The organism is Variovorax ginsengisoli (assembly GCF_030486595.1).
Taxonomy (GTDB): Bacteria; Pseudomonadota; Gammaproteobacteria; order Burkholderiales; family Burkholderiaceae_C; genus Variovorax; species Variovorax ginsengisoli_B.
The window spans coordinates 197,227-212,308 of the sequence record NZ_JAUJZH010000010.1 but is presented as its reverse complement, the minus strand read 5'-3'; the positions used below and the strand labels follow the sequence as shown (position 1 = coordinate 212,308).

Genomic DNA, 15,082 nt, shown 5'->3' with positions numbered 1-15,082 from the left:
CGATGTCCTCAGCGCACCGCCACCGGCGCCGCCGCGGACTTGTCGCGGTAGATCGACACTTTCTGCCCCGGCGACAGCACGTGCACGCCGGCCGCCACCACCAGCATGCCGGGCATGAGGCCGGAGGCGATGACCGCCTCGTTGCCGTCGGCGGTCGCCACCTGCACCGGCTGCGAGCGCACCGTCAGGCTGGCCGGATCGAGCACCCAGACGGCGCTGCCGCTGCCCTCCTGGCGCAGGGCGCTGGTCGGCAGCTTGAGCACCGGCGTGCCGTTGTGCGACAGGGCCTTGGGCCGCGCGTAGACAGTGGCGCCCAGCGCCGGCGCCGTGGCGGCATCGATCGCCACCTTGACCGAATAGGTGCGGGTGACGGCATCGGCGCTGGCCGCGACCTCGCGCACCTTGCCCTCGAGTTCGCCGCCGCCGGACCAGCCGCGCACCGCGACCGGCGAGCCCGGCTTGACCAGGGCCGCGCGGTCTTCGGGCACCGCGAAGACCACGTCGCGGGCGCCGTCCTGGGCGATCCGCACCACCGGCGCGCCGGCAGCGACCACCTGGCCGGGCTCGGCTTCGATCGCCGTCACGATGCCGGGCACGTCGGCCACCAGCGAGGTATAGCTGGTCTGGTTGCCCTGCGCCGACAGCTGCGCCTGCGCCTGCTCGAGCTGCGCCTGGGCGGCCTTGTAGGTGCTTTCCCGGCGCTCGAGGTCGGCACCGCTGATGAAGTTCTGCTCGCGCAGTTCGCGATAGCGCTTCAGGTCGGCCAGCGAGAGGTCGCGGTTGGTCAGGGCCGCGGCATGCGCGGCGCGCGCACCTTCGGCGGCCAGCCGGAAGTCCTGCGGATCGAGCTGGGCCAGCACCTGGCCGGCCTGGACGTGCTGGCCCAGTTCAGCCTGGCGCCGGGCGATCTTGCCGGCAACCCGGAAGCCGAGCCGCGACTCGACCCGGGCCTTCACCTCGGCCGAGAACTCGGGCTCGGTGTCGTAGGCGCTGGTCCCGACCTGGACCACCTTGACCGCACGCAAGGGTTCCTCGGCCGCCGGCGGGCGCGAGCAGCCGGCCAGCGCGAGCACGGCCAGCAACAGCCAGGCGCGGCCAGGAAATGGGTTGGAGGTCGACGCGGTCATGGAGCACCCTTGAGATTGCGGATGGGGCCATTAATGACCCGCCGGTTAGTAATCTAGGGTAAACGCGAATCGGTGTCAAACGGAATCGGGGGCGACTGGCCTCCCGCCGGCCCTCCGCTATCCCCGCTGCCCCATCTCCACCAGCCGGTTCCCCGGCAGCTCGAAATAGTCGGAAGCCCGGCCCGCGTTGCGCTGAAGCCAGCGGAACAGGGCCCGGCGCAAGGGGTTCATGCCCGGCAGGTGGGCATCGACGACGGAGGCCCGCGAGACGAAGTACGAGGTCGTCATCGAATCGCAGGCCAGGCCCTTCTGGTAGGCCAGGATGCGGATGAACTCAGGCACGTCGGGGCGTTCCATGTAGCCGTGGCGGGCGGTGACCACCCAGACGCCGCTGCCGAGCGACGCGGCCTCGATCCGCTCGCGGGCGTCGACCCGCGGCGTGTTGCAGGGCAGCACCCGCAGCACGATCGCCTGTTCGTGCAGCACCTGGTTGTGCTTGAGGTTGTGCAGCAACGCGTGCGGGACCGAATCGGCATCGGCATTGAGGAACACCGCCGTGCCGCGGACCCGGTGCGGCATGTGGGCCTCCAGCGAGCGGACGAAGGGTTCGAGCGGCAGCCGCTCGGCCTCGGCCGCGGCCAGCCCGAGCCGGCGGCCCTTGCCCCAGGTCGTGAACAGCAGCATCACCCCCACCGCCACGGCCAGCGTGAGCCAGCCGCCCTGCAGGACCTTCAAACTGTTGGCGGTCACGAAGGTGACGTCGACCAGGGCGAAAAGCAGCACCCCGGCCAGCACCGCCACCCGGTTCCAGCGCCACAGGCGCCAGGCCACCACCCCGGTCAGCAGCGTGGTCGTGACCATCGTGATCGACACCGCGATCCCGTAGGCGGCCGACAGCGCGCTCGAACTGCGAAAGCCGATCACCAGCAGCAGCACGCCCACCATCAGCAGCCAGTTGATGGTCGGCACGTAGATCTGACCGATGGAGTGCCCGCTGGTCTGGACGACCTGCATGCGCGGCAGGTAGCCCATGCGCATGGCCTGCGCCGTGATCGAGAAGGCGCCGGAAATCACCGCCTGCGAGGCGATCACGGTGGCCATGGCGGCCAGCACCACCATCGGCAGCACGCCCCAGGACGGGAAGAGGCGGAAGAACGGGTTGTCGATGGCGGCCGGATTGCCCAGCACCAGCGCACCCTGGCCGAAATAGTTCAGGGCCAGCGCGGGCAAGGCGATGAAAAGCCAGGCCAGCCGGATCGGCCGGGCGCCGAAATGCCCCATGTCGGCATAGAGCGCCTCGCCGCCGGTAAAGGCCAGGAACACCGCGCCCAGCACCGCCAGCGACTGGGCCCGGTGGTGCAGCAGGAAGCCGATCGCGTGCCGCGGGTCGAGCGCCGCCAGCACCTGCGGCTGCTGCAGCACCTGCCACAGGCCCGACAGCCCGATCAGGACGAACCACAGCAGCATCACCGGCCCGAAGATGTTGCCGACCACCCCGGTGCCCTTGCGCTGGACCGCGAAGAAGGCGATCAGGATCGAGACCGTGATCGGGATCACGAAGGGCTGCAGCCCCGGCGCTTCGACTTCGAGGCCCTCGACCGCCGACAGGACCGAGATGGCGGGCGTGATCAGGCTGTCGCCATAGAAGGTGGCGGCACCCACCAGGCCCAGCCAGCCAACGCCCTGAACGAGCCAGCGTCCGGCCGGCGGCTTCGACACCGCGCCCGCGGCCAGCGCCTGCAGCGCCAGGATGCCGCCTTCGCCGTCGTGGTCGGCTCGCAGCACGAACACCACGTACTTCAGCGTCACGACAAACATCAGCCCCCAGAAGATCAGCGACAGGAGCCCGAGGACCGAGTCGGGCGTGAACGGCACGCCGTGTTCCGGGTTCAGCGTCTCCTTGAAGGCATAGAGCGGCGAGGTCCCGATGTCGCCGAAGACCACGCCGAGCGCGGCGACCATGACGAGCGGCAGCCGCGGCCGATGCAGCGCAGAGTGGGAGAGATTCGTCTGCGGCGTCGAGGTGGGCATGGTGGGTGGTCCGTGGCGGCTCCGATCGTAGCGTGCGGGACAATCTGCTGCGTGTCATCCCTCTCCCCTCCCCCGCTCGCAGCCGCGCCCACGCACTACGAGAACTTCCCCGTCGCCTCCTGGCTGTGCCCGCCCCGGCTTCGCCCGCCGATCGCGGCCATCTACGCCTTCGCCCGCACCGCGGACGACATCGCCGACGAAGGCGATGCCGGTCCGGCCGAACGGCTGGAGGCCCTGCGCGACTTCCGTGCCGACCTCGCCGCCGCCGCGGGAGGTGCGGCGCCCGCCAGCCGTTGGCCCGAGGTATTCGGGCCGCTGGCCTTCGCGATGCGCGAATTCGCGCTGCCCGAGAAGCTGTTGGCGGACCTGCTGTCGGCCTTCGTGCAGGACATCGAGAAAACCCGCGATCGCGCCGGCTATGCCGACCGTGCCGAGTTGCTGGACTACTGCCGGCGCTCGGCCAACCCGATCGGGCGCCTGCTGCTGCACCTGTACGGCGTCACCGACGCGCGCTCGCTGGCGCAGAGCGACGCCGTCTGCAGCGCGCTGCAGCTGATCAACTTCTGGCAGGACCTGAGCGTCGACCTGCCGCGCGGGCGCCGCTACCTGCCGCGCGAGGACTGTCGCGTACATGGCCTCGCCGAAGGCGATTTCGACCGCTTCGCGCCGCTGGCGACCACCGCGCCGCCGTCCGCCGCCATTGCGCTGGTGGCGAGCGAAGTGGCGTGGGCCCGCGGGCTGATGCAGGAAGGCGCACCGCTGGTGCACCGGCTGCCCGGGCGCGCCGGCTGGGAACTGCGCTTCGTGGTCCAGGGCGGCAGCCGGATCCTCGACAAGATCGAGGCCCAGGGCTGCGACACCTTCTCGGCCCGGCCGACCCTCGGGCGCGGCGATGCGGCGCTGCTGGCCTGGCGGGCCTTGCGGATGCGGAGACAATCGGCCGCATGAAGAGTCCCGCAAGATGACCCCCGAGCAGTACGTCCAGGACAAGGCCGCTGCGTCGGGCAGCAGCTTTTACTACGCTTTCCTGTTTCTCCCGAAACCGCGCCGCGCGGCGATCACGGCTTTCTATGCCTTCTGCCGCGAGGTCGACGACGTGGTCGACGAAGTCAGCGACCCCGGCGTCGCGGCGACCAAGCTGGCCTGGTGGCGCAGCGAGGTCGCGCAGTCCTTCGCCGGCCAGCCGCACCACCCGGTGATGCAGGCCCTGATGCCGCACGCGGCCGCCTACGGCATCGAGGAACGCCAGTTGCAGCAGGTGATCGAGGGCTGCCAGATGGACCTCGACCAGACCCGCTACCTCGACTTCCCGGCGCTGCGCCGCTATTGCCACCTGGTGGCGGGCGTGGTGGGCGAAGGCGCGGCACGCATCTTCGGCCAGACCGATTCGCAAACCACCGAGTACGCGCACAAGCTGGGCCTGGCGCTGCAGCTGACCAACATCATCCGCGACGTCGGCGAAGACGCGCTGCGTGGCCGCATCTACCTGCCGGTCAACGAACTGCAGCAGTTCGACGTCAAGGCCCACGAGATCCTGAACCGGGTCCATTCCGAGCGCTTCGTGGCGCTCATGAAGTTCCAGGCCGGCCGGGCGCTGGGGGCCTATGACGAGGCCCTGGCGCTGCTGCCCGCGGCCGACCGGCGGACCCAGAAGCCCGGACTGATGATGGCCAGCATCTATCGCACGCTGCTCGAGGAGATCGCGCGCGACGACTTCAAGGTGCTCGACCAGCGCGTGAGCCTGACGCCGGTGCGCAAGCTGTGGCTGGCGTGGCGTGTCCAGGCACTCGGGAAATTGTGACTTGAGCACTGTTGCGGTCGTCGGTGGCGGCTGGGCCGGCATGGCCTGCGCGGTCGAGGCGGCGCGGGCCGGTCATTCGGTCACGGTCTTCGAGGCCGCGCGGCAATGGGGCGGGCGGGCGCGGGCGCTGTCGGCGACGCTGCCCGACGGAAGCCCGCTCTTGCTCGACAACGGGCAGCACATCCTGATCGGCGCCTACACCGAGACCCTGGCGCTGATGGCGCGGGTGGGCGTCGATGCCGGCGCGGCTCTCCAGCGCATTCCGCTGGTGCTGCGCTTTCCGGACGGCGGCGGACTATCGCTGCCGCAGCTGCCGCACTGGCTCGACCGGGCGACGCGCCGGCTGGCACCGCTCGACGTGCTGGCCGGGGTGCTGGCGGCGCGCGGCTGGTCGTGGCGGGACAAGCTGTCGCTGCTGCAGACGTCGACACGCTGGCAGCGGCAAGGCTTCGCCTGCGCCGACACGGCCACGGTGGCCGACCTGTGCAGCACCTTGACGCCGCGCGTGCAGGCCGAGCTCACCGAGCCGCTGTGCCTGTCGGCCCTGAACACGCCGCCGGCCGAAGCCAGCGGCCAGGTGTTCCTGCAAGTACTGGCCGATGCGCTGTTCAAGACGCCCGGCGGGTCGCAGCTGCTGCTGCCGCGGGTCGACCTCGGCGCGCTGTTCCCTGACGCGGCCGATCGATGGCTGCGGCAGCACGGCGCCCGGACCGAAACCGGCCGCCGGGTGCGCACGCTGGCGCGCCATGGCGCCGGCTGGCAGGTCGACGGCGAGCCCTTCGATCGGGTGGTGCTGGCCTGCCCGCCCTGGGAAGCGGCACGGCTGGCGGCCGACGAGGCGCCGCACTGGGCGGCGGCGGCCGGGGCACTGGCGCACGAAGCCATCGCCACCGTCTACCTGCACGGCGACGCCGTGCTGCCGGCGCCGATGCTCGCACTGCGCAGCCGGGACGACGCGCCGGCGCAGTTCGTCTTCGATCGCGGCCAGCTCGGCGGTCCGCGCGGCCTGCTGGCCTGCGTGATCAGTGCCAGCGGTGCCGACCGCGAACAATTGCAGCGGCAGGTGCTGGCGCAAGCCCGGCAGCAACTCGGCCAGCCCGACTTGCAGGTGGTGCTGACGGTGGTCGAGCGGCGCGCCACCTTCGCCTGCGTGCCCGGACTGGTCCGCCCGCTGCAGGCGGTGGCGCCGGGCCTGCTGGCCTGCGGCGACTATGTGGATGGCGCCTATCCCGCCACGCTCGAAGGCGCCGTGCGCAGCGCGATCGACGCCGCGCGCGCGCTGGCCTAAGCCCGCCCCGCCGGCTTGCCGGCACCCGCCCAATCGGCGTGGAAGCCCGCGGACGGCGCATTCATCATGGCCTCGAGCGGATCGCCGACCCGCGGCGAGGGCGTCGGCCGAATCACCGGCGCCGGCTCCGGCCAGACCGGGGCCACGTGAAGCCGGGACTCCGATTCGAGCGCGATGCCGTGCTTTTCCATCAGCCGGTACAGGGTCATGCGCGAGACTCCGAGTTCGCGCGCGGCATGCGTGATGTTGCGTCCCACCCGCGTCAGCGTCAGGCAGATCACGTCGCGCTCGGCCGCCGTGCGCGCCACGTCGAGCCCCATGCCGGCCACGTTCTCGACCGCCTGCAGGCCCAGGTCGGCGGGTCCGATCAGGCGCCGGTCGGTCATGACGACCGCGCGCTGCACGCGGTTGAACAGCTCACGCACGTTGCCGGGCCAGGCGTGGGCGAGCATCGCGGCCAGCGCCTGGCGGCTGAACCCGCGCACCCGCGTGCGGCTCTTGGCGACGCAGCGCTGGAAGAAATACTCGGCCAGGATCGGCACGTCTTCCATCCGCCGGCGCAGCGGCGCGACGTCGATCGACAGCACGTTCAGCCGATAGAACAGGTCTTCCCGGAACTGCCCGACGGCGACCGCCTCGGCCAGGTCCACGTGGGATGCGGCGACCACCCGCACATCCACATGGATGTTGCGCACGCCGCCCACGCGGCTGATCGTCTTTTCCTGCAGGAAGCGCAGCAGGTTGGTCTGCAGCTCGATCGGCAGGTCGCCGATCTCGTCGAGGAAGATGGTGCCGCCGCTGGCTGCTTCGATCAGCCCTCGGCGTTCAGACGATGCGCCGGTGAAGGCGCCGCGCTCGTGGCCGAACAGTTCGGACTGGATCAGCGACGGCGATATCGCGCCGCAGTTGACGGCCACGAAGGACCCGGCCGAGCGGTGCGAGCACTGATGGATCGCGCGCGCCGCCAGTTCCTTGCCGCTGCCGCTCTCGCCTCCGATCAGCACCGGCGCCTCGGTCGCGGCGACCTTGCGGATCTGCTCGCGCAAGCGGGTGATCGCGGGCCCCTGGCCGACCATGCCGAGCGCATCCACCGCATGCCGGCGGGCCGCGTCGTGGCGCTGCCGCAGGATGGCGCGCTGGGTCGCGTGGCCGAGCACCAGTTCCAGCTCGTTCAAGTGGAAGGGCATCAGCAGGTGATCGAAGAAGCTCCCCAGGACGAGGTCGCGGAAGGCCGGAGACTCCAGCGCCTGGGGCTCGCACACCGCCACCCACTCGCTGCCGCCCGAAGCGCCGATGCAGGCCTCGACCGCCGTCTCGGGCACGGTCGACTCGGCGCCAACCACCAACAGGCCGAGCATGAAGCTGCGGTGCGCCTGCAGGCGGCCGGCGGCGGCCAGGTCGTTCGCCTGCGCCAGGTCCCAGCCGCGCCCGAGCAGCTGCTCGGCCACCCGCATCGAATGGCCGCCTAGCGTCACGCAAAGAATGCTGCCTGGTTGCTGCATGGTGACCAATCCCAGCCGCGGCTAGAACGACATCGGCACCCGGACTGTCATCTGGAGATCGGGCGTGTCGCGCGTCAGCCCCGCGCCCACGGTCACGTTCAAGGTGGTCTTGGGGCTGTAGCGATACGAGTAGCCCAGCAGCAGCGAAGCCAGTTGCGTGCGCACCGAGCCGATCACGCGCTGGCCGTTCTGTTCGGTGGGGCCGATCGAATACAGCTCCATGCCGAGGCTGAAGGACGAACGGTCGTTGATGGACAGGCCCATGCCGAAGTTCAAGCCCCACACGTTGCCGGGCTTGACGTCGCCGATGAACTCGCGCTCGCCGTTGAGCACCAGCCGGCTGATGCCGCTGCGGGGGAAGTTGTAGGTGAAGTTAAGACCGCCGAAGAACACCGCGGGGTCCGAAGGCAACAGCCAGGTGAATCCCGGCTGCAGCGAATAGAAGCCCGAACCAGTGGCCAGGTCGAGCGGCAGGCCGGTGCCGGTGGTGTTGCCGATGCAGCGAGTCACGCAGTCGGTGACCACCTCGAACGGGTCCGTGCCGGTCCGGGACTTGAAGCGCAAACCGCCGATCACGTAGGGCATGCCGTCCTTGCCGTCGGTGATCTGGTAGCGAGCCGCGAATTCGGCATCGCCGATGCCTCTTCCCGTGGTATTGAAGACGTTGTCGAACGCCGAGCCGGTGAAAATCTCGCGGCTGATCGTGTCGTCCGAACGCGAGACGTAGGGCAGCTTGGCTTCGAACTCGAGCCGGTTGGTGGCGCCCCAGCGGCCGGTCAGGGTGCCGATGAAGGTGTTGCGCTTGAACTCGCGCACGTCGATCAGCCCGATCAGCAGAGCCGGGATCACGGTGTAGCCCACCAGCGCGGCGCGGTTGCTGGACGAATAACCGTAGAAGAGCGAAGGCTCGAAGACGAACTTGCCCTTGGGCGTGAGGACGCCGGGTTCGTCGAACAGCTGCGCATATTGCGGCGGCTGCGGCGTCTCGTCGCTGGGCGCGACGCCGACCTGCACCGGCCTCGCGCCGGCATCGGCCGCCTCGCCCTCCGGGGCCGGCTTGCGGGTGGCGGTCCGGGTCGCATCGGGGGCTGGCGCGCCGCGCGCCTCCTGGGTCTCGAGGCGCTGCTGCAGTTCGCGGTAGCGAGCCTCCTGCTGGTCGGCCTGCTCCTTCAGTGCGTCGATCTGCCGGCCCTGGTCCTTCACCTGCTGCTGCAGCGCCTCCAGGCGCTTGGCTGCATTGCGCGTCGAGGAAGCACCCTGGCTCTGAGCAAGGGCACCCGACCATGCCAGTGACGAACAGGCCAGCAATGCCAGCGCCCTGTGCGGACCGAAGGTCTCCATGGTGTCCCTCTCATGCTTCTTGGTACGAGCGTTTTCGCGTGCCAGCCTAATCGTAAAGAACAAGCACACCAAGCTACAAGTTGCAAACAAAGGTAAGGAATTTGTAGCGAATTCGGTCGCTGTCTCAGATTTGTTGCACTTCGATCCGGACGACCGCCGGCGGCTGCGCGGCGCGCGGCGCCAAGCCTGGCCTCGCAGCCAAAGGAGCGCCCCCCGAGCAAGGCCTAGCTTCGACGCGATCGACTGTCACACCCACGTGACGAAAAGCACGCCGGGACAAGGCTGGAGTCGGTCCGAGGATTGTCGGACCCTTCGGCGCACGGCCCTGCCGCTACATCGAACGGCCGTCAAGGGAGTGTGACAAAGCGAGTGCTCATTCGATGGGCCCGCAGCCCTTCCGACCGCCGGCGTCGAGCCTGCGAACCGTGGCCGAAGCGGGCCCTTGCCTCTGTACGGAAGCCCTCGCGAAACAAGCCGTAAATTGCTGGCACCGAAGTTGCACATGGCCCCACCGATTTGCGGCCGCATATCAAGTCAAGCCTTGTCCGTTCAACTTACTGGAGGGTTCATGAAAAAGTCACTTCTGGCTTCAGCCATTGCTGTGGCGTTCGGTTTTGGTGGCGCCGCGTTCGCGCAGCAGACGGCCGGCCCATCGGGTGCCGGCGCCGACACCAATGTCAACGTCAACTACAGCGACAGCAGTACCTATTCGCGCACCGACAGCAGCCAGCGCACCCGCACTGACAGCAGCACGCATTCGAGCACGCGTACCGACAGCAGTACCAACAAGGACTCGGGCGACGCCGTGAGCAGTGCGGCGCGTTCAGCTGCGCTGAACAACGGTTCCACGGGCACGTTCGACAACGCCTTCAACTTCAACAAGACCACAGCCACGGCGAGCAGCGAGTTGAATGGCACGGTGTCGAACAACGGCATCTGGGGCATCGGCAACCAAGCCACCAACAACGGCTCGGCCGCGGGCGGCAAGGGCTATGGCGGCACCGGTGGTCGTGGTGCTGGCGGCACCGCCTCCGGAAGCGGCACGGGCGGCAACGGCGGCGTCGGCAACGGCGCGGTCGGCGCATTGGGCGGCACCGCCTCGAACGGCTCCATCACCCATGGCAGCGCCACCAATGGCGGCGCCGGTGACGCCGGCAACGGCGGTCGCGGCTCCGGTGGCAGCGCCAGCGGTTCGAGCGAAAGCGGCAGGGCCGTCTCGAGTGGCGGCGACGGCGGACGCGGCGGCTCGAGCGGCGACAGCGGTCGCGGCGGCGGCAGCGGCAGCCTGGCGGCAGGCCTTGGCGGCCGGACCGGCGGTGGTGGTGGTGGTGGCAGCACCGGCAGCACCTCCGGCGGCTCGGGCGGCGACGGCGGCAACGGCACCCTGGGTGCCGGCGGCGCTGGCGGCGCAGGTGGCGCAGGCGGCACCAGCGGCACGGCCGGTGCGGGCGGCGCGAGCGGCACAGGCGGCGCGGGCTCCGGAACGAGCACCGCAGGCGCAGGCGGCGGGAGCGGTGCCACGGGCGCTGGCGGCGCTGGCGGCGCAGGCGGCGCAGGCGGCGCAGCCACCAGCACCTCGGGCGGCACCCGCACGGCCGGCAACGGCACGGGCGGCAATGGCGGCTCGAGCACCAACGGCAGTGCCACCAACGGCAGCGCCAGCAACGGCAACAACACCGCCGGCAATGGCGGCAACGGCGGCAATGGCACCGGCGGCGCTGGCAGCGGCGGCAACGGTGGAACCAACACGGCCGCAGGCGGTACCGGCGGCGTGGGCCAAGGCGGCTCCGGTGGTGGCGGCGGGACGAACACCGTCGATGCAGGCACGTTCAACATGTCGAACACGATGTCCAGCGTCGGACAAAGTGCAGCCGGCATCATGATCGCTAACCAGAACAGCGGCTTGTCCTCGCTGGTTCAGCAAAGCGTGAACGTGCAGGCCAACCTGTCAGTGGGTCGCTGATCGAAGCGCGGGACCGATCGCCGCCGTGCGTTCCGGGTGACCGGGGTGCACGGCGTGGATCGGCCTGCCCTCCACACAGGCCGAAGGGAGACACGATGAAATCCATCACCCGCCTCGGGCCCATTTGCCTGGCGCTCGGGATCATGCTGCCGGTGACGGTGGCGGCGCAGAGTGCGCAACCGGAACGCGACGCCGCCGGCGCCGAGTCCCGAAGCGTGGCATTCGTCGCCCAACCGGTCGACGCGGACACTCTGGCACACACCCGCGGCGGCGCCGAAGTCGTGAACAACGACATGACCCTGCGCGGCGTCACGGCCAACAACTCGGCACGCAATGTCACGACGGGCGACAACACGATCAGCGCCGGATCGTTCGCCAACATGAGCGGGCTGCCGACGGTGATCCAGAACAGCGGCGCCAACGTGCTGATACAGAACGCCACGATCCTCAATCTCCAGATGAACTGAAGGGCGTTCCATCATGCGTCGGTTGTTGCTCTGCATCGCGTTGTTGGCGACGGCCGACCTGGCCGTCGCCGATGGCGCCTACATGCCGTCGATCGCCATGGGCGACGTCGTCATTCCACTCACGTCGCTGAAGCAGGCCCGTACGGGACGCACGCTGATCCAGAAATACGACTTCAGCTGCGGCTCGGCCGCGCTGGCCACGCTGCTGACCCACCACTACGGCTTCCCGGTCACGGAGCAGACCGTGTTCCAGCAGATGTACGAGCACGGCGACCAGGCCAAGATTCGCACCCAAGGATTTTCGCTGCTAGACATGAAACGCTTCCTCGAGGCCCAGGGCTTCGAGGCCGACGGCTTCAAGCAGCCGCTGGACAAGCTCAGCGAGGCCCGCGTCCCGGCCATCGTGCTGATCAACTCCGACGGCTATCACCATTTCGTGGTCATCAAGGGCCTGCAGGACGACCGGGTCCTGCTCGGCGACCCGGCGCTGGGAACGCGCGCCATGCCGCGCAAGGTGTTCGAGAGCAAGTGGCAGAACGGCCTGCTGTTCGTGATCCACAACCGCATGAATTCCGCGCGCTTCAACGTCGCGGCCGACTGGCGCGCCGCGCCACGGGCACCGGTGGGCACGGGCATCAGCCGCGACGGCATGAACGACATCGCGCTGCCCAAGCTGGGACCGGGAGACTTCTGATGCGCCGCGTACGCGCCCTGTCGATGCGATCGGTCCTCGGCCTGTCGTTGCTGGTGGGCGCCTGCGCCGCCCCGGCCTGGGCCGATGGCCTGGCCGACCCGGTGCAGCGGCACAACGAGACATGGATGGCGGTGGGCGACAGCACCCTCGACAGCCTGCGTGGCGGCTTCGACACCGGCAACGGACTGATGGTGACTTTCGGCATCTCGCGCGCCACCTATGTCAACGGGGACCTGGTGACGCAGACCACCCTCAACTTCGGACAGTTGAACAACCTGAGCGCGGCCCAGGCGGCGCAGCTCAGCAAGCAGATGGCGGCCATCAACCTGATCCAGATCGGCCCCGGGAACAGCTTCCTGCCCCAACAGGCCGGGACCTCAGGCACCGTCATCCAGAACACGCTGGACAACCAGCACATCGTGAACCAGACCGTGATCGATGCCAGCAGCAACGCGCTGGGCATGATCAAGAACCTCAACACCCAGGCCCCCGTGACCGACGGCCTGGCGCGCGCGATCACCGGGCCGCGCTGAAACGCTGCGGATCAGCTCAATCGCGGGCCGTGTCCAGGGCCATGCACAGCGCGTGCAGGTTCGGCACGATCAACTGCGGCCGCGCGCCGTGCTCCCAGGGCCGCTCCTCGCGCACCAGCCAGGCGGCCTGCATGCCGGCATCGAGCGCGCCCACCACATCGAGCGCCGCATCGTCGCCGACGTGCAGCACGTCCTTGGGCAGCAGGCCGACCGAGGCCGCGGCGGCCCGGAAGATCGGCGCGTGCGGCTTGCCGCTGCCGAAATCGCGCGCATTGAAAGCGGTGCGGAACCAGCGTCCGACGCCGGTGCGATGGATGTCGGCGTTGCCGTTGGAGACCGCCACCAGCGGATAGCGTTCGCTGAGCCACTTGAGCGCCGGCAGTGCGTCGTCATAGAGGGTGACGCGCTGTCGCTCTTCGAAGAAGACATCGAAAGCCGGCTCGGCCAGCGCCGGGTCTTCGCCGGCGCGCCGCAGCGCGCCGCGGATCGACTCGCGGCGCAGCGCGCTCAGGTCATGCGCAAGGTCGGAGCGCTCCTTGGCGGCGGCCTCGCGCAGCTCGCGCAGGATGCCCGGCGTCACCAGCAGGTCGGCGGTCCTGGGCGCCTCGCGCAGCAGCCAGTCGTGCAGCACGCGCTCGGCGCGCTCGATGGTGGGCCAGATCGGCCACAACGTGTCGTCGAGGTCGAGCGAGATCGCGGCGATGCGCTTGACGTCGAGCGCGAGGGAATCGGGGGTCGCAAAAGCCATGACCGAGAATATCGCATGCCCTTCAGAGACGAACCGCCCGCCGCCCCCATGACCCCGGAGCGCACCTCGGTGCTCTGGTGCAACCTCGGCTCGCCCGACGAGCCCACCGCCCGGGCCGTGCGGCCGTACCTCGCGGACTTTCTCGGCGATCCGCGCGTGGTCGAGATCCCACGCCTGCTGTGGGCGCTGATCCTGCACGGCATCATCCTGCGGACTCGGCCGGCCAAGTCGGCTGCCAAGTACGCCAGCATCTGGACGCCCGCGGGATCGCCGCTCAAAGTCTGGACCCGCAAGCAGGCCGTGCTGCTGGCCGGCTGGCTCGGGGAGCGCGGCCATCGCCTGACGGTGCTTGATGCCATGCGCTACGGCCAGCCCTCGATCGCCTCGCGGCTGGACGAACTCAAGGCCGAAGGCGCGACCCGGGTGCTGGTGCTGCAGGCCTACCCGCAGTACTCCGCCACCACCACCGCCAGCGTGATCGATGCGGTCAACGCATGGAGCGCACGGGTGCGCCGCCTGCCCGAGCTGCGCTTCGTCAACGACTACCACGACGACCCGCTCTACATCGACGCGCTGGCGCAGAGCGTGCAGCGGCACTGGCAGCACAACGGCCGCGGCGATCTGCTCGTGATGAGCTTCCATGGCATTCCCGAGCGCAACATCCGGCTCGGTGATCCGTACCAGGCGCAATGCCTCGCGACGGCGCGCCTGCTGGCCGAGCGGCTCGCGCTCGCGCCGGCGCAGTACCGCGTGACTTTCCAGTCGCGCTTCGGCCGCGCGAAGTGGCTCGAGCCCTACACCGAGCCCACGCTGCGCGAACTCGGCGCAGCGGGGGTCTCAAGGGTCGATGTGATGTGCCCGGGCTTTCCGGCCGACTGCCTGGAGACCCTGGAAGAGATCGCGATGGAAGGCCGCGAAGCCTTCATCGCGTCGGGCGGCAAGGAGTTCAACTACATCCCCTGCCTCAACGACAGCCCGGCATGGATCACCGCGCTCAGCGGCATCGCCGAGCGCCATCTCGCGGGCTGGCCGACCCGGCCTTAGAAGCGTCCCAGGTAGTCGAGCTTGCTCAGCGGCACGCCGCTGTGCCGCAACACGTCGTAGGCCGTCGTCACGTGGAAGAAGAAGTTCGGCAGCGCGAACTGCAGCAGGTAGCGTTCGGCCGTGAACTTCAGCTCGTTGCCGCGCACCTTCATCACGACCTCGCGCGCCTCGGCGCCGTCGACGCCCGCACGGTCGACGCCATTGAGGAATTCGATCGTCTTCGCGACCCGCGCCTGCAACTCGGCGTAGGTGGTCTCGGTGTCGGGAAAGCTCGGCGCCGTGATGCCGGCGATGCGGGCCGTGCCGAGCTTGGACGCATCGCTGGCGCTCTGCACCTGGCCGGCCAGCGTGAACATGTCGGGCGCGAGGCGCGCATTGAACAAGGCGGCCGGGTCGGTGCCGCTGGCCTGCGCATGGGCCAGGCCCTTGTCGAGCACGTGCGAGAGTTGGCCGAGTCCGCGGACGAAAACCGGGACCGAGATGTCGTAGAACGAAAGCGCCATGGATGAAAGTCTCCGAGTGAATGAGCGGGCCGATTGTCTG

The 15,082-nt window shown here is 69.5% G+C and carries 14 protein-coding genes; 8 read left to right on the top strand and 6 right to left on the bottom strand.

Features of this window, described 5'->3' with window-relative positions; translation table 11 throughout:
• Window positions 1–8 precede the first annotated feature (8 nt).
• Together QZH52_RS16270 and QZH52_RS16265 are read right to left on the bottom strand one after the other, a co-directional pair.
• Window positions 9–1,127 (bottom strand): efflux RND transporter periplasmic adaptor subunit, encoded by a 1,119-nt coding sequence (locus QZH52_RS16270; protein ID WP_301810860.1) that lies wholly within the window; start codon window positions 1,125–1,127, stop codon window positions 9–11.
• Window positions 1,128–1,244: 117 nt separating this feature from the next.
• Window positions 1,245–3,158, bottom strand: a complete 1,914-nt coding sequence (locus QZH52_RS16265; RefSeq protein ID WP_436411590.1) for a potassium transporter Kup — start codon at window positions 3,156–3,158, stop codon at window positions 1,245–1,247.
• A 51-nt stretch (window positions 3,159–3,209) separates the two neighbouring features.
• Between QZH52_RS16265 and hpnC the strand changes: the two genes are divergently transcribed.
• The 3 genes from hpnC to hpnE are packed head-to-tail and all read left to right on the top strand — an operon-like array spanning window position 3,210 to window position 6,247.
• Window positions 3,210–4,106: a squalene synthase HpnC gene (gene hpnC, locus QZH52_RS16260; protein WP_301810858.1), complete on the top strand. Its 897-nt coding sequence runs from the start codon at window positions 3,210–3,212 to the stop codon at window positions 4,104–4,106.
• A gap of 13 nt (window positions 4,107–4,119) precedes the next feature.
• The gene (gene hpnD / locus QZH52_RS16255) at window positions 4,120–4,959 is read left to right on the top strand and encodes a presqualene diphosphate synthase HpnD (protein WP_301810856.1); all 840 of its coding nucleotides are present in this window, start codon (window positions 4,120–4,122) and stop codon (window positions 4,957–4,959) included.
• 1 nt (window position 4,960) lies between these two features.
• The gene (hpnE, locus tag QZH52_RS16250) at window positions 4,961–6,247 is read left to right on the top strand and encodes a hydroxysqualene dehydroxylase HpnE (RefSeq protein ID WP_301810854.1); all 1,287 of its coding nucleotides are present in this window, start codon (window positions 4,961–4,963) and stop codon (window positions 6,245–6,247) included.
• Here hpnE and QZH52_RS16245 read toward each other — a convergent pair.
• Both QZH52_RS16245 and QZH52_RS16240 read right to left on the bottom strand, forming a co-directional pair.
• Window positions 6,244–7,749 carry a sigma-54 interaction domain-containing protein gene (locus QZH52_RS16245; protein ID WP_301810853.1) on the bottom strand — a complete coding sequence of 502 codons (1,506 nt, stop codon included), beginning with the start codon at window positions 7,747–7,749 and terminating at the stop codon, window positions 6,244–6,246. The genes hpnE and QZH52_RS16245 overlap by 4 nt on opposite strands.
• A 21-nt stretch (window positions 7,750–7,770) precedes the next feature.
• Window positions 7,771–9,090: a tol-pal system YbgF family protein gene (locus QZH52_RS16240; RefSeq protein WP_301810851.1), complete on the bottom strand. Its 1,320-nt coding sequence runs from the start codon at window positions 9,088–9,090 to the stop codon at window positions 7,771–7,773.
• A 568-nt stretch (window positions 9,091–9,658) separates the two neighbouring features.
• On the opposite strand from QZH52_RS16240, the gene QZH52_RS16235 reads away from it, so the two are divergent.
• The 4 genes from QZH52_RS16235 to QZH52_RS16220 all read left to right on the top strand — a co-directional run bounded on the left by QZH52_RS16235 (window position 9,659) and on the right by QZH52_RS16220 (window position 12,747).
• Entirely contained in the window at window positions 9,659–11,053 is a 1,395-nt protein-coding gene (locus QZH52_RS16235) for a hypothetical protein (protein ID WP_301810849.1), read from the top strand.
• A 95-nt stretch (window positions 11,054–11,148) separates the two neighbouring features.
• Window positions 11,149–11,520, top strand: coding sequence for a hypothetical protein (locus QZH52_RS16230; RefSeq protein ID WP_301810847.1), 372 nt, complete (start codon window positions 11,149–11,151; stop codon window positions 11,518–11,520).
• 13 nt (window positions 11,521–11,533) lie between these two features.
• Window positions 11,534–12,214: a C39 family peptidase gene (locus QZH52_RS16225; protein ID WP_436411589.1), complete on the top strand. Its 681-nt coding sequence runs from the start codon at window positions 11,534–11,536 to the stop codon at window positions 12,212–12,214.
• Complete coding sequence (locus QZH52_RS16220) at window positions 12,214–12,747, top strand: hypothetical protein (protein ID WP_301810844.1); 534 nt, start codon at window positions 12,214–12,216, stop codon at window positions 12,745–12,747. The genes QZH52_RS16225 and QZH52_RS16220 overlap by 1 nt, the downstream gene beginning before the upstream one ends.
• 16 nt (window positions 12,748–12,763) lie before the next feature.
• Here the strand turns inward: QZH52_RS16220 and QZH52_RS16215 are convergent, their stop codons facing one another.
• Window positions 12,764–13,495: an HAD family hydrolase gene (locus QZH52_RS16215; RefSeq protein ID WP_286522490.1), complete on the bottom strand. Its 732-nt coding sequence runs from the start codon at window positions 13,493–13,495 to the stop codon at window positions 12,764–12,766.
• A 15-nt stretch (window positions 13,496–13,510) separates the two neighbouring features.
• On the opposite strand from QZH52_RS16215, the gene hemH reads away from it, so the two are divergent.
• The gene (gene hemH, locus QZH52_RS16210; protein ID WP_301810842.1) at window positions 13,511–14,539 is read left to right on the top strand and encodes a ferrochelatase; all 1,029 of its coding nucleotides are present in this window, start codon (window positions 13,511–13,513) and stop codon (window positions 14,537–14,539) included.
• On the opposite strand, the gene QZH52_RS16205 is transcribed toward hemH, so the two are convergent.
• Window positions 14,536–15,042, bottom strand: a complete 507-nt coding sequence (locus tag QZH52_RS16205; RefSeq protein WP_301810839.1) for a DUF1993 domain-containing protein — start codon at window positions 15,040–15,042, stop codon at window positions 14,536–14,538. The genes hemH and QZH52_RS16205 overlap by 4 nt on opposite strands.
• Between the last annotated feature and the right edge of the window lie 40 nt (window positions 15,043–15,082).

Bases quoted from the DNA above. Each gene is read 5' to 3' on its own strand.
- QZH52_RS16235 (WP_301810849.1), top strand. From the start codon at position 9,659: ATGAAAAAGTCACTTCTGGCTTCAGCCATTGCTGTGGCGTTCGGTTTT.
- QZH52_RS16205 (WP_301810839.1), bottom strand. From the start codon at position 15,042: ATGGCGCTTTCGTTCTACGACATCTCGGTCCCGGTTTTCGTCCGCGGA.
- QZH52_RS16230 (WP_301810847.1), top strand. From the start codon at position 11,149: ATGAAATCCATCACCCGCCTCGGGCCCATTTGCCTGGCGCTCGGGATC.
- QZH52_RS16225 (WP_436411589.1), top strand. From the start codon at position 11,534: ATGCGTCGGTTGTTGCTCTGCATCGCGTTGTTGGCGACGGCCGACCTG.
- QZH52_RS16215 (WP_286522490.1), bottom strand. From the start codon at position 13,495: ATGGCTTTTGCGACCCCCGATTCCCTCGCGCTCGACGTCAAGCGCATC.
- QZH52_RS16220 (WP_301810844.1), top strand. From the start codon at position 12,214: ATGCGCCGCGTACGCGCCCTGTCGATGCGATCGGTCCTCGGCCTGTCG.
- QZH52_RS16270 (WP_301810860.1), bottom strand. From the start codon at position 1,127: ATGACCGCGTCGACCTCCAACCCATTTCCTGGCCGCGCCTGGCTGTTG.
- hpnD (WP_301810856.1), top strand. From the start codon at position 4,120: ATGACCCCCGAGCAGTACGTCCAGGACAAGGCCGCTGCGTCGGGCAGC.
- QZH52_RS16265 (WP_436411590.1), bottom strand. From the start codon at position 3,158: ATGCCCACCTCGACGCCGCAGACGAATCTCTCCCACTCTGCGCTGCAT.
- hemH (WP_301810842.1), top strand. From the start codon at position 13,511: ATGCCCTTCAGAGACGAACCGCCCGCCGCCCCCATGACCCCGGAGCGC.
- QZH52_RS16245 (WP_301810853.1), bottom strand. From the start codon at position 7,749: ATGCAGCAACCAGGCAGCATTCTTTGCGTGACGCTAGGCGGCCATTCG.
- QZH52_RS16240 (WP_301810851.1), bottom strand. From the start codon at position 9,090: ATGGAGACCTTCGGTCCGCACAGGGCGCTGGCATTGCTGGCCTGTTCG.